Source organism: Paractinoplanes bogorensis, from assembly GCF_018829635.1.
GTDB classification, from domain to species: Bacteria; Actinomycetota; Actinomycetes; order Mycobacteriales; family Micromonosporaceae; genus Actinoplanes; species Actinoplanes bogorensis.
On the sequence record NZ_JAHKKG010000013.1, the window covers coordinates 235,283 to 249,000 of the forward strand.

At 70.2% G+C, this 13,718-nt stretch carries 10 protein-coding genes; 5 read left to right on the forward strand and 5 right to left on the reverse strand.

The features are described 5' to 3' along the window. The first annotated feature begins 21 nt into the window (after positions 1-21). The 3 genes from mraY to KOI35_RS36820 are packed head-to-tail and all read left to right on the forward strand — an operon-like array spanning position 22 to position 3,004. The gene (gene mraY / locus KOI35_RS36810; RefSeq protein ID WP_215793319.1) at positions 22-1,125 is read left to right on the forward strand and encodes a phospho-N-acetylmuramoyl-pentapeptide-transferase; all 1,104 of its coding nucleotides are present in this window, start codon (positions 22-24) and stop codon (positions 1,123-1,125) included. Further along, entirely contained in the window at positions 1,125-1,979 is an 855-nt protein-coding gene (locus KOI35_RS36815) for a LysR family transcriptional regulator (protein ID WP_215793320.1), read from the forward strand. Before mraY ends, KOI35_RS36815 begins: the two co-directional genes overlap by 1 nt. 59 nt (positions 1,980-2,038) lie before the next feature. After that, positions 2,039-3,004: a substrate-binding domain-containing protein gene (locus KOI35_RS36820; protein ID WP_215793321.1), complete on the forward strand. Its 966-nt coding sequence runs from the start codon at positions 2,039-2,041 to the stop codon at positions 3,002-3,004. Here the strand turns inward: KOI35_RS36820 and KOI35_RS36825 are convergent. The 5 genes from KOI35_RS36825 to KOI35_RS36845 form a co-directional block, all read right to left on the reverse strand. Next, positions 3,001-4,680: an MOSC and FAD-binding oxidoreductase domain-containing protein gene (locus KOI35_RS36825; protein WP_215793322.1), complete on the reverse strand. Its 1,680-nt coding sequence runs from the start codon at positions 4,678-4,680 to the stop codon at positions 3,001-3,003. The genes KOI35_RS36820 and KOI35_RS36825 overlap by 4 nt on opposite strands. A 28-nt stretch (positions 4,681-4,708) precedes the next feature. Continuing rightward, positions 4,709-6,109, reverse strand: coding sequence for a glycoside hydrolase family 43 protein (locus KOI35_RS36830; protein ID WP_215793323.1), 1,401 nt, complete (start codon positions 6,107-6,109; stop codon positions 4,709-4,711). 117 nt (positions 6,110-6,226) lie between these two features. Further along, positions 6,227-6,700 carry a GNAT family N-acetyltransferase gene (locus KOI35_RS36835; RefSeq protein WP_215793324.1) on the reverse strand — a complete coding sequence of 158 codons (474 nt, stop codon included), beginning with the start codon at positions 6,698-6,700 and terminating at the stop codon, positions 6,227-6,229. A 13-nt stretch (positions 6,701-6,713) separates the two neighbouring features. After that, positions 6,714-7,070: a hypothetical protein gene (locus tag KOI35_RS36840; RefSeq protein ID WP_215793325.1), complete on the reverse strand. Its 357-nt coding sequence runs from the start codon at positions 7,068-7,070 to the stop codon at positions 6,714-6,716. A 127-nt stretch (positions 7,071-7,197) separates the two neighbouring features. Then, the gene (locus tag KOI35_RS36845; RefSeq protein ID WP_308121315.1) at positions 7,198-10,308 is read right to left on the reverse strand and encodes a LamG-like jellyroll fold domain-containing protein; all 3,111 of its coding nucleotides are present in this window, start codon (positions 10,306-10,308) and stop codon (positions 7,198-7,200) included. A gap of 198 nt (positions 10,309-10,506) precedes the next feature. On the opposite strand from KOI35_RS36845, the gene KOI35_RS36850 reads away from it, so the two are divergent. Next, on the forward strand, positions 10,507-11,979 hold the full coding sequence (locus KOI35_RS36850; RefSeq protein ID WP_215793327.1) for a GGDEF domain-containing protein: 1,473 nt from the start codon (positions 10,507-10,509) through the stop codon (positions 11,977-11,979). 19 nt (positions 11,980-11,998) lie between these two features. Further along, the gene (locus KOI35_RS36855) at positions 11,999-13,717 is read left to right on the forward strand and encodes a hypothetical protein (RefSeq protein ID WP_215793328.1); all 1,719 of its coding nucleotides are present in this window, start codon (positions 11,999-12,001) and stop codon (positions 13,715-13,717) included. The last annotated feature ends 1 nt before the right edge of the window (position 13,718 follow it).

The window sequence follows — 13,718 nt, forward strand, 5'->3', positions numbered from 1 at the left end:
GAACGAAGAGCGGGGCTGCCGGTGAGAGCGGTCATCGTGGCGGCCGCGGTCGCGTTCGTCATCTCCCTGTTCATCACGCCGGTGGCGATCCGCGTCTTCACCGCGCTCAAGGCGGGCCAGCCGATCCGGTCGATCGGGCCGGCCACCCACCTGACCAAGACCGGCACCCCGACGATGGGTGGGGTCGCGTTCATCATCGCGACCGTCCTGGCCTACGTCGCCGGGCACATCGCCCTGATCAGCCTGCCCGAACGGCAGATCGCGCAGGAGGGGCCGACCATGACGGCCTTCGTCCTGCTCGGCCTGTTCGTCTGCTGCGGTGCCGTCGGGTTCCTGGACGACCTGCTCAAGGTGCGCCGACGCAACTCGGACGGGCTGTCGGCCAAGGGCAAGCTGCTCGGTCAGGCGGTCGTCGGCACCGGTTTCGGCATCGCGGCGCTGTACGTGGCCAGCACCAACGGCCAGACCGTGGCCAGCGAGCACATCTCCTTCATCCGGGACATCAGCTGGCTCGACGTCGGCAAGGTCGGCTCGGTCATGATGTTCGTCTTCGTGATCACGGCGATGTCGAACGGCGTGAACCTCACCGACGGCCTCGACGGCCTGGCCACCGGCGCGTCGGTGCTGGTCTTCGGGGCGTACTCGCTGATCGGGTTCTGGCAGTACCGGCACTGGTGCGCCGACACGGCGTACGCCCGGGCCAATGAGTACTGCTACGAGGTACGCGATCCGCTGGAGATCTCGATGATCGCGGCCGCGGCGGCCGCCGCCTGCGTGGGCTTCCTGTGGTGGAACACGTCCCCGGCCCGGATCTTCATGGGTGACGTGGGTTCGCTCGCGCTCGGCGCCCTGATCGGCGGGCTCGCGGTGGCCACCCGCACCACGCTGCTGTCGATCATCATCGGCGGTCTGTTCGTGCTGATCACGGTGACCTGGGTGATCCAGATCGTCTCGTTCCGGACGACCGGGCGACGGGTCTTCCGGATGGTGCCGTTGCATCACCACTTCGAGCTGGCCGGGTGGAGCGAGGTCAACATCGTGGTCCGCTTCTGGATCATCGCGGGCGTCAGCGTGGCGGTCGGGCTGGGCCTGTTCTACTCCGAGTTCCTGGCGGCCAACGGCTAGTGGACCTTCGGCTGCTGAGCTACTTCAGCGTGGTCGCGGAGGAACGGCACGTCGGGCGGGCCGCCCGGCGGCTGCACATGACCCAGCCGCCGCTCAGCCGGGCCATCCGGCAGCTCGAGGACGAGCTCGGCGTCGTCCTGTTCGAGCGGAACCGGTCCGGGGTCACGCTGACCGCGGCCGGTGAGGTACTGCGCGAGGAAGCGGCGGCCGTGCTCGAGCGGGTCGAGGTGATGCAGACCCGGGTCCGGCGCGAGGCCGGCGCTCCGGCGCTGTCGGTCGGTTCGCTGGCCGACGCGGCCGACCTGGTGGGCAGCCGTCTCGTGGCGAAGTTCCGGGCGCGGCACCCGCATGTGGCGGTGACGGTCCACGAGTTCGACCTGAGTGACCCGACGGCCGGGCTGCGGTCGGGTGTGGTCGACGTTGCCCTGGTCCGGTCGCCGTTCCACGCGGCCGGGATGAGCACCCGCGTCCTTGCCCGGCAGGCCGTCGGCCTGGTGGTGCGAGCGGACGACGAGCTGGCCGGCGCGGAATCGGTGCGGGTGGACGGCCTGGCCGGCCGGACGTGGGTCCGGCTGCCCGACGGGCCGGACCGGGCCTGGCTCGACTACTGGAGCGGTGGCGGACCGGTGGCCGGGGCGGCGGTGCGGACCATCCAGGAGTGTCTGCAGGCCGTGCTCTGGAACGGGATGTCGGCGCTGGCCCCGGTCGACCAGGTGCTGCCGCCGGGACTGGTCGTGGTGCCCGCGGCGGACCGGCCGGTCAACGAGTTGCTGCTGGCCTGGCGGTCCGGCGGGCACAGTCCGCTGATCCGGTCGTTCGTGCGGACGGTCACGACCGGCGGTCATACCGGCTGAGTATCGTCGTGCCCGGAGCGGACCTGGACCCGTACGGGAAAACGGTCTTGGCTCGGAATATGACGACTTTGAGCATGGCCACGGGCCGGTACGACACGACGGAGGCGCTGTTCGACGGGCGCGTCGGGGTCGAGGGCGCGCAGATCACGATGCGGACCGAGACCAACCTGTCCAAGATCTTCGAGAAGCATCACGAGTTCGACGTCGCCGAGCTGGGGTGGACGTTCTATCTGCGCGGGTTCTCCGCGGACAGCCCGTACGTGGCCCTGCCGATCTTTCCGAACCGGGTCTTCCGGCACTCCTGCGTCTTCATCAACCGGGACAGCGGGATCACCGGCCCGGAAGACCTGGTGGGCCGGACGATCGGGGAGTGGGGCGTCTACGGCCAGGACTCGGGCGTGTGGGCCAAGGGCGTCCTGGCCGACGACCACGGCTTCCGCCCCGAGGCCAACCGCTGGGTGATCGGCGGACTGGACCGGCCGGCCGAGCCGTTCGGCTTCGTCCCGCAGATCCGGCCGGAGGGCATCGACATCACCGACGCTCCGGCCGGCGCCTCGCTGGCCGGAATGCTCGAAGCGGGCGAGATCGACGCCCTGTTCACGGCCAACGTGCCGCAGTCGGTGCTGGACGGGTCGGCCAAGAACATCGTCCGGCTGTTTCCCGACTTCGAGACGGTCGAGCGTGACTATTACCGCCGCACGGGGATCTATCCGATGATGCACCCGGTCGTGATCCGGCGGGACCGGCTCGACCAGGCCCGGGCGGTCTACGACGGATTCCTGGCGGCCAAGCGGGTGGCGGAGGAGCGGTACGCGTACGCCCGGCGACTGTTCGGGGCGACGCTGATGATGCCGTGGGCCAGTCAGCTGATGGACCGCAACGCCGCGGACTTCACCGGCGACTGGTGGCCGTACGGGCTCGGGGCCAACCGCCACACCGTCGACACCTTCCTGCGCTACCACTACGAGCAGGGCCTGTCGGAGCGCCGCCTGACCGTCGACGAGGTGTTCGCACCCGGGTTCTAGAGATCCAGCACGACCGGGCCGGTCGGCCGGGACGAGCAGATCAGCACGTTGCCCTCGGCGGGCGGGTCGATCGGCTCGGTGCTGTACGCGACCTCGCCGGACAGCAGCCCGGTCTCGCAGGTGTGGCAGACCCCGATCCGGCATGACCAGCGCACCGGCACGTCGCACGCCTCGGCCAGCTCGAGCAGGCTGCCGTTCGCCGACGGCACGGTCAGCCCGCTGCGGGCGAAGGACACCTCCGGCCCGTCACCCGGCTCGCCGGCGGGTGGGTGCGGTGCCTGGGCCGGGGCCGTGATGCCCGGCGTGAGGGCCGCGTGCGCCCCGAAGATCTCGGTGTGCACCCGGTCGGCGGGCAGCCCGATCGCGACCAGCGCCGCGCTCACGTCGGTGAGAAAGCCCGGAGGACCGCACAGGTACGCGTCGGCGTCCAGCGGGATCTCCAGCATGCGCAGCGACTCGGCCGACAGACGGGTACCGCTCACGTACACATGCGAACGGGCGGCCGGGAGACTGGCCAGAAGCGCTGCCGACTCGGTCGCGAACGGACGCTCGGCCGCGTCGTGGGCCGCCTGCAGCCACCACACCTCACGGTCCGATCGCTGGACGGCGAGCGCGTGGAGCATGGCCAGCATCGGCGTCGCCCCGACCCCGCCACTGATCAGGAGCACCGGTGTCGGCGCCGGGCGCAGCACGAACGTCCCCCGCGGGGCGGCCACGTCGATCAGGTCACCCGGGTGGACCCGCGTGTGCAGATAGGTGCTGCCGGCGCCGTGCGGTTCCTGCTTGACGCTGATCCGATAGCCCGGGCCGTCCGGTGGCCCGGAGAGCGAGTAGCTGCGGATGAGGCCCGGCTCGAGCCGTACGGTCAGGAACTGTCCCGGCTGCGGCGGCGGCACCGTTCCGCCGTCCGGATCGGCCAGCCGGAACGACACGATCGTGCTGCTCTCGGACTCGACCGCGGTCACCCGCAGCGGCCGGAAACCGGGCCAGGCCGGCGGGGGCGCGACGTCGGTCAGGCCCGCGTTGCCCCCGCCCGGAGAGCTGATCATCGCCCGGAACGATCCCTGCCAGCCCGGGCTGAGCGCGGGGATGCGCAGCGCCCGGGCGATCCGGTCGGGCGGGTGCCCGGGCCGGTAGAGCAGGCCGTCGATCTCGGCCACGGTCATCCGCTCGGGACCGTCGGCGACCTGGACGATCTCGTCGCCGGCCCGGACCTCGCCCTCCTCGAGCACCCGGAGGTAGAACCCCGGCCGCCGGTGCTCGACCAGCAGGGCGGGCATGCGGGGCTCGTCGGTGCGGATCCCGACCCGATAGCAGGTGACCCGGGGCTGGGTCACCTCGAACAGGGCGGTGCCGATCCGGTAGCGGTCGCCGATGCACACATCGTCGTCGGACAGGCCGTCGACGGTGAAGTTCTCGCCGAACTGCCCGTACGTGAAGTCGTCGCGTCCCAGGAACCGCTGCCAGTACGTGTACGAGTCGAGCTGGTAGACGAACACGGCCCGCTGCTCCCCGCCGTGCCCGCCGAGGTCGCCCTGCCCGTCGCCGTCGATGTTGAGGCGCCGGACCGTGGCCGGCCCGTCCACCGGGGTCTTCCAGATCCCGGTGTGCACGGACCGGCCCTGCCAGAGCACGTCCCGGGGCATGCCGACGTTGACCGATCGCAGGATCGCCACGACGGTCATCGTCGCGCGCGAACCGGCTTCAGGACCAGACTTCGGCCCGGTCGATGCTGATGACTGTGCCGTTCGAGGCGGGGTTGCGCTCGCCGGTGACACGCACGCGCACGGTGTGGGTGCCGTAGGCGAGCCTGGGGGACAGGTAGTTGAGCGACTCGCCGACCCGGATCGCGTTGTAGAGGTCGGCGCGCTGCTCGGCGCCCCCGTCGACGCTGATCGCGGCGATGCCGTTGCCGACGTCGCGCACCGAGAGCAGGCCGAGCTGGGTGCCGGTGAAGGTGAACGTGGCCGTCGCCCCGGTCGCGCCGCTCCAGTGGTCGTCGCCCCAGAAGCACTGGGCCGCACACCCCGTGCCCGAGCTCCACGCGCCGGTGTAGACCAGAGAACCGTTTCCGCTCGTACGGGCGTCGTCGTTGATCCAGGCCGTCGACGGACCCGGATCACCGGCCGGCAGATCCTGCGTCGCGCCGATGGCCAGCGGCACGCCGAGGTTGGGGCTGCCGTCGGCGTTCCACCCGATGCGCTGCACCCGCGTCGTCCGGTTCGAGTAGGTGAACACGCTGGTCGTCTTGGCGTGGTAGACGATCCAGTCCTGGGTGCCGTCCGGGCTCTTGAAGAAGGCGTGGTGACCGGGCCCGAACACGCCCCGCCCGTCCGAGCGGGCGAACACGGCGCCGGAGCGCTGCTGCCAGTTGGCCGGGTTGAGCGGGTCGGCCGTGCTCGCGATGCTGAGCTGCCAGACCTGGTAGTCGGGTTTGCCGGTGTCACACGTCGAGTAGGTCATCCAGGTGCGGCCGTTGCGGTAGAGGAACTCCGGGCCCTCGCGCACCTCGGGGCAGCCGCCGCCCGCGTTCAGGGCGACCGCGTTGCCGGACACCGTCCACGGGTTCGACATCGGCGCGACGTTGATGCCGTTGTGCTGGTAGGCGTTCGTGCCCGCCCAGGACAGGTAGAGCCGGCCGTTGTGCTGCATGATTCCCGGATCGATGGCGAACACATCGCGGTTGGGCGGCACCAGGCGGGCCTTGAAGTGGTACGGGCCCAGGGGGTTGTCGCCGCTGGACTCGAGCACGTAGAGCCGGTGGTTCTCGTCCACGCCGTCGTCGGCGGTGTAGTACATGTACCAGAGGTTGTTGATCCGGTAGAACTCCGGCGCCCACACCTCCTTGTTGCGGGAGGCGTTGGTGTCGCGCCACACCTCGGTGGCCGGGGCGTTGAGCAGACCGGCGACGCTGGCGGCGCGCCGCATCTTGATCGAGTCGCCCTCGGTCATCGTCAGGTAGTAGCTGCCGTTGAAGTACGTCATGAACGGGTCGGGCTTGACGCCGACCGGATTGCGGAACGTGCCCGTGGCGGCGTGCGCGGGCACGGCCGCGACACCCGCGAGCACGACGGCGGTGAGGGCGACCAGGAGCTTTCGGAGCATGGGGACCTCCATCGACGGGCCGGCGGGGGATTCCGACCCATTGATAAAGTTTAATTCCTGTAACACGACGTGCTGCGTTTTACGGCCCTTTCGGGCAGCCGGTCCGAGGGCGGCCGGCTAGTCCAGGCGCAGGCGTGTCTCCTCGATCTCGGCGTTCCGCCCGTTGGCGAACCCCCGCTCGGTGCCGATGACGTGGAAGCCGGCCCGCTGCAGCACGCGCAGCGACCCCACGTTGTCGCTGGCCGCGCCCGCGAACACCGGCCGTGTCGGCACCAGCTCGAGCAGCAGCTCGAGGGCCCGCCCGGCCACGCCCCGGCCCCAATACGCCCGGTCGATCCAGTAGGTGACCTCGGCGTCGTCGCCGACCAGGAAACTCGCGATCGTGCCGGCGAACTGCCCGTCGACCGTGATCGCCCGGTCGACCACCCCGGGCCACACCTTGATCTTGGCGCGCTGGGCGTCGAAGGCGGCCCGGTCGTCCGGATCCGGCGCCGTGAAGGCGGCCATCCGCACCGACACCGGGTCTCGCATCTGCTCGAACACCGCGTCGAGGTCGGCATCCTCGAGCGGCCGGAGCGCTATCTCAGCCATGCCCCGGAAGCTATCAGCGGGGTCCGACAGAAACCGGTCGCCGCAGAGCCGCCGCCCCGAAAATCAGCGCCAGCACCAGCCCCGCCCACTGCAGGAACACCCCGCTGAACACGTCGAACGCGCCCGGATGGCCCAACCGGCCCCAGACCGACCCCTCGATCAGCCCACCTCCGGTCACGAAGAGCGCCGCCGCCAGCCCGGCGAACAGCGGCCAGCGCCGCGGCACGACGAGGACGAGCACCGCGGCGGCGCCGAGAATGATCGGCCCGGGCGGGATCGCCGGGAAGCCGGGCACCCCGACCAGGAACTGGATCAGGATGCCGAGGCCGGCCACCGCCAGGCCGAGTGCGTGCAGGAGTCGTGTGGACATGACCCGAGTCTCCGGGCCGGCCCGAGGCGACGCGTCCGTCCGGTGTGGAGATGTGCCTACGGCATCGGACGTACGAAGAGGCCCACCCCGTACGTACGGGATGGGCCTCTCTTTCACCAGGAGCAGATCAGGGGGCCTCGGCCGTGTAGAGGGCCGCCACCTCCGCGTCGGTCAGGGAACGGTTCCAGGCATGCACCTGGTCGATCGAGCCTGACCAGTAGTCGGTGCGGTTGCCCGCGTACTTGGCCCGGCCGATCGCCAGCGGCCCGGTGCTGACCACGTTGGCTCCGGCCGGCACCGCGGCGGCGCGCTGACCGTCGACGTAGAGCCGCACCTCGTTGCTTGCCTGATCACGCACGCCGACCAGGTGGTACCACTTGTTGAGGTCGGGGTTGACCACGAACCGGGCCCGGTTGCCGCCCGGCGTGCTGAACGCGAACGCGCCCTGCCCGTACTGCAGGTAGAACGGGTTCTCGGTGACCCGGCCGTCCTGGCTCACCGCCGAGGCGTAGTTCCCCGGCAGCTTGTCCAGCGTCACCCAGGCCGCGACGGTGTAGTCCTTCGAGGTGTCGAGCACCGGTCCCGTGGTGTCGGCCGAGTCGCCGTCACCATCGAACTTCAGACCCTTTCCCCGTACGCCGTCGGTCCAGGCCGTGTTCCCCGAAAGGGCCAGGTCGGCGCCGCTGCCACTGGAGTCCTTGGCGACTGTGCCCGTACCTTCGTCCAGGGTCCAGTCGCCCTTACCCGGGTACGACGCCTCGGTCACCGGGTTGGCGCCGGCCGCGATGACCGCCTGGTTGACCGCCCGTACGGGAGCGGGGTCGACCTTGATCTCCCGGCGGTCGTAGGTCCAGAGCCCGTTGAGCTCGGTCTCCAGGTCGGTGATCTGGGTGTAGACCGAGCCGGACAGTTCGGCCCGGGCCGCGTCCAGATAGAACCGCTCGGTGTTGTCGACGTACTTGGCGGTCAGCGCCGCCTTGTCGGCCACCCCGCTGTAGATGACGGCCGGCGGGCCGGGCCACATGTGCCCCGGCGTGCGCAGCGTGAAGCCGCCGTGCTCGCCGTCCATCGCGATGCGGGTCGCGTCCGGGAACGCCGGGTCGGTGTTGTTGTAGTCGTGGTGATCGATGACCTCACCCTTGCCCGAGTCGCCCTTGGACGCGCAGCAGTTGACGCCGCTGTGCGCGTTGAGGATGCGCGACGGGTCGGCCGCCTTCATCTCGTCGGCGATCTGACCGGTGGTGGTGCGGTCCCATTCGCCCCAGCCCTCGTTGAACACGATCCAGCCGATGATCGACGGGTAGCTGTGCAGCTGCTTCATCATCTCGCGGCCCTGGCTGAGGAACGCCTCCTGGCCGGCCGTCGAGTTGATGTCGGACGACACGAAGTCCTGCCAGACCAGCAGGCCGAGCTCGTCGGCGTGCCGGTACCAGCGGGCCGACTCGACCTTGATGTGCTTGCGGACCGCGTTGAAGCCGAGCTTCTTGGTCTCGACCAGGTCGAACTTGAGCGCCGCGTCGCTGGGCTGGGTGTACAGCCCGTCGGGCCAGAAGCCCTGGTCGAGCGTGGCCAGGGAGAAGATCGGCTTGCCGTTGAGGACCAGCTTGGGGTAGGCCCCGACCTTCTTCACTTCGACCGTACGGAGACCGAAGTAGCTGCGTACGGCGTCGGAACTGGTTTTCACGTCGAGGTCGTAGAGGTACGGGTCGTCCGGGCTCCATAGATGCGGGTTCTTGACCTTCAGTACGAGCGGCGAGTTGGCGGCACCCCGTACGGAACCGACCTCCTTGCCCTTTTTGTCACGCGCAACCACGGTGACCTGGCCGGACGAGGCCGAGTTGACCTTGACCGTCACGTCGGAAAGCGTCGGCGTCGTCTCGACCGAGTCGATCCCGGCCGCCGCGACCGGCTCCATCCAGACCGTCTGCCAGATGCCCGACGACGGCTCGTAGACGATGCCGCCCGGGTTGAGCGACTGCTTGCCCTTGGGCTGGTTGGGCCCGGTCACGTCGGTGACCCCGACGATGATCTCCTGCTGGCCGCTCTTCCTCAACGCGTCGGTGATGTCGGCCGTGAACGCGTCGTACCCGCCGGTGTGCTCGGTGACCAGCTTGCCGTTGACCCACACCTTGGCCTGGTAGTCGACCGCGCCGAAGTTGAGCTTGACCCGCTTGTTCTTCCAGCCGCCGGGCACGGTGACCAGCTTGCGGTAGAACATGTGGTCCTCGCGCCGCTCGATGCCGGACAGCTGCGACTCGACCGGGTAGGGCACGGTGATCTTCTCGGCCAGCTTCTTACCGAAGACCGGCTGCTCGTCCGCCTCGGCCCCGGCGAACTCCCACGGGCCGTTCAGGTTGACCCAGTCCTTGCGGATCATCTGCGGGCGCGGGTACTCGGGCAGCGGGTTCTTCTTGTCGACCTTGTCGCCCCACGGTGTGGTCAGGCGGTGCGTCGAGTTGTTGACCGCCGACCGGATCACCTGCGGAACCGTCTCGCCGCCGACGATCAGGCCGCCCGTGCCGTCGTAGCTGACCCGGACCTTCTGGCCCTTCTGCACGGTCGCCCCGAGCTTGAGCGTGATCTTCTTGCCGTCGCGACGGGCCGACTTGATCGGGAAGGGCGTCGTGTCGACCTCGACCGTCGACTTCTGCACGAATTGTCCGATTTCCGTGACCTTGGCGTCGAACGAGGCCGTCAGCGTCGTACCGGCCTTGTCCACGTCGAACGCCACCGGATAGACCTGGAAACCGTCCGGCGGGGTGAAGGCCGACTCGGGCACGATCTGCTTGGCCAGTCCGGCCGCGGCCCAGCGCAGGTACAGGTTCGCGCCGCCGACGTCCTGGAACATCTCGATGCGTACGGTGTGAGCCTCGCCCGCCACCAGATGCACCGGCTGGCTGTTCTGCTCGACGTCCCAGTCGCCGACCCAGTGGTCGATCACCGGCTGGTCGTCCAGGTAGAAGCGGAAGCCGTTGTCCCCGATCATCGAGAACGTGTAGTCGCCGGTGGCCGGGGCGGTGAGCTTGCCCGTCCAGCGCGCCGTCGTGTGCTCGGTGCGCCCGGTCAGCGACTCGAAGGTGCCGACCAGCCCGGGCAGGTCGATATTCGGGTCCAGGGACACGCCGCCCAGTTCCGCGAAGTCGCGGGCTCCGGGGGCGGACATGCGGAAGTACTCACCCTTGAGGCCGTGCACCGTGACCGCGGCCTGGGCCGGCGTGGGCACGACGAGGGCGGACACCACCAGAAGGAGAGCGAGAAGGAATGGTCGCACTTGCAATCGCGGCACCGAGTGTTTCCTTTCGATCAACGACGCGTTGCGACCACATTTAAGCATTGAGATGTGTGATGTCAACAGAAACAAACAAGTTTGAACGCTTCAGCTCCCGGCCGTACCCGCCGATGACCACTAGGAGGGCAATCGAAGGGCACACAGCACATGCGGATCCCGCGCGGACTCGACGCGCTGCTCCCGGCGGGCACGCTCGCCGCGGTGGCGGCCGTCCTCGCCGCGCTGCTGCTGCCGGCCGACACCGCCAACCCGATCATCGTGCTGGTCGACCTGGTCCTGATCGCCGCGCTGACCTACCTGTTCCACCGCACCGGACGGGTGCCCGGGCTGGCCCGCCCGGCCGCCCGGTTCTGGGCCGGGCTGTCCTACGCGCTCGGGGCGTACAGCCTCGGCATGGCCGTCGACTTCACGGCACTGCTGGTCACCGCCGTCACCGGCCGCGAGATCCCGATGTACGGCGCACAGATCGTCTACCCCCTGGCCGGGCTGGTGATCCTGTACGCCGTCTTCCGCTACCCGACCACCACCCAGAGCCGTTCCGAGCGGCTGCGGGTCGGGCTCGACGTCGGCATCGTGCTGCTCGGCGCGGCCTCGTTCATCTGGTACTTCACGGTCAGCCCGCGCTGGACCCCCGGCGACAACCTGCTCTGGCTGTCCGACGCCCTCGCGCTGCCGGTGATGGTGCTGGTCGCCGGGTTCGGGGTGCTGCGGGTCGCGTTCGCCGGGGCCAAGCTGCTCGAACGCCGTACGCTGGCCTGCTTCCTGGTCTGCATCGTCGTGTCCGGCTTCGCCACCGCGGTGCCGGGCAGCCGCGACCGGGTGCCGATGGCCTCGACCGTGCTGCTTCTCCTGGCCCAATTGGTGTCCATCGTGGGGGCGCTGATCCAGCTGCGCGCGACCACGGGCGGTGAGGTGCGGGCCGAGCGACGTTCCCGTCGTACGGTCAGCCTTCTTCCGTACGGGGCCTCGGCCGCCGCGTTCGGTCTGTTGATCATCGTGGTGGCGCCCGACCTGGACTGGCGCCGCTGGGGCGTGCTGGTCGCCGTGGGAGCCGTGATGCTGCTGGTCACGGTGCGTCAGCTGGCCGCCATGCGGGAGAACGACCAGCTCCTCGCGGCCAACCGGGTCCTCACCGAGAAACTGCGCCACCAGGCCTGGCACGACGAGCTGACCGGGCTCGGCAACCGCGCCCAGTTCATCCACCGGATCGCCGGCAGCGGCGGCGACACCGCGGTGCTGCTGCTCGACCTCGACGGGTTCAAGGCCGTCAACGACACGCTCGGCCACGACGCGGGCGACCGGCTGTTGTGCGAGGTCGCGTCCCGGATCACCGGCGAGGCCGGCGACGCCACCGTGTTCCGGCTCGGCGGCGACGAGTTCGTGGTGCTCGCCGCGCGCCCGGCCGACGACATCGCGCGGCTGGCCGACCGGCTGGTCGCGGCGATCGCGGAGCCGGCCGTGCTGGACGGTCGCGAGGTGCGCGTGGGCGCCAGCATCGGCATCACGTTCGTCGGCGACGCCGGCCCCGAGGCGGCCGAGCTGCTGCGCCGGGCCGACGCCGCCATGTACGCGGTCAAGTCAGCCGGCAAGAACAACTGGCGGGTCAGCGCGGGCGCCTGACGATCTTTATCCTGGCCCGATGTCCTCGTTGCTCGCCCCGGACAAGCCGGGCCTGCGACCGCGTCACCTCTTCGCCGTGGTGCTGCCGGTCGTGGCCGCCATGGTGGCGGTGCCGGCCCTGCTCGACCTGGCCGGCAGCGACCAGCGGCAGATCATTCTCGACAACAGCGCCGACCCGCCCGGCGACATCGTCCTGGCCTGGGCCAAGCTGCTCGTCCTGGTCGCGCTGTGGCTGATCGGCCTGGTCGGCGGCGTGTGGGCCGTCGTCCGCGGCGCCGGACCGTTCGCATCCTGGTGGAAGGGGATCAAGCAGCTCCCGATCTTCGCGCTCGGCCTGATCGCCGCGGCCGGTGGCACGGCGCTCGCGACCTGGGCGATCGCGGGCGCTGTCATCGGCCCGGCGACCCTCGTCCTGCTCATCGCGGTGCAGCTCCTGGGCGCTCTCGTGGCCGTGCGGATCCTGCTGGCGGGGATCGCCCGCGTCGTCGGCGGCCCGCGACCGTCGTGGCGTCAGGCCATCCTGTTCCTGCTGGGTGGCGTCGTGCTGCCGGCCTTCCTCACGTACGGACTCCTTCGGCTCGACGTCCCGGCAGTGGCGCTGGTCATGATCGTCGTGCTGGCCGCGCAGGTGTCGCTGGCCGCCGCCCCGCACGTGCGGGAAACGGGGGAGTCGCGCCCGCCCCGGCTTTGGCCCGCCGTCCTGGTGCTGGTGGTGGCGGTCCTCATCCCGTACGGGATGACGAAGTTGAACTTGACCCACGAGCCGCCGATCCGGTTCAACGCGCACGGACCGTCGACCGCGGTGGCCGTGGCCTGGCCGGCCGGCCGGCACCCGGTGATCGCGACCGTCGGCGGGGCCTGGTTCTGCGACGACGACCTGTGCGAGACGTTCACCGACGTCAGCGGCGGCGGGCCGGCGGTGCCCGGGTTCGGCACGGCGACCGTCGGCCCGGACGGTGCGGTGATCAAGACAGCCGTGACCGGTGGCCCCGACCAGGGCGGCCCGTTCGTGCAGTACGGGAGATGCGTACGGGAAGGATGCTCGATGGCGTGGCTCCCGGTGCGCGCGTCCGCCCGCGAGAAGATCGACCTCACCGCCCGCACCGAGGTGGCCGGAGCCTCCGCCCCCGACGGAGCATTGTGGCTGTTCGTGGCGCTCTCCATCCCCGGCAAGTACAAATACTCGCTGATCCGCTGCGCCGACGTCCCCTGCACCGCGCCGCAACGCCACGACATCGGCGTCCTCGACCGGACGCCTTCCGACGGTTACTCCGATGGCGACCGTGCCCGCCTGTCCATCGGCGCCGACGGCCGCCCGTCCGCGTCGTTCTGGCTCGGCCACGGCATCGTCCGCTTCACCTGCGACCCGGTAACTTGTGCCGCCCCGAAACAGTCGGACGAGGTCGTCGGCCCGCCCGACTCCTACCTGGTAGCCAACGGCGAGCTGCGCCGCGGCGAAAGCTCGGTGCCGATCTCAGGCGAGGCAGTCGCCGCTGTCGCGGCCGGTTCCACCGTCTACGTCACCAGCGCGCTCCCGGCCCGCGCCACCCCGGGCTTCCACCTCAACTTCGGCCCCGAACCGCAGCACTGGCTGCAGGTCCTGTGGCGCTGCGACGACCGATGCACCCGTACGCCGCTCGACTTCTACTCCGGCGACGCGCGGAAATCCCTGCTGGCCGTGGCCCCCGACGGCCGGGCCTTGATCGTCCGCGACGACGGCATCGTCCTGTCCGGGTAGC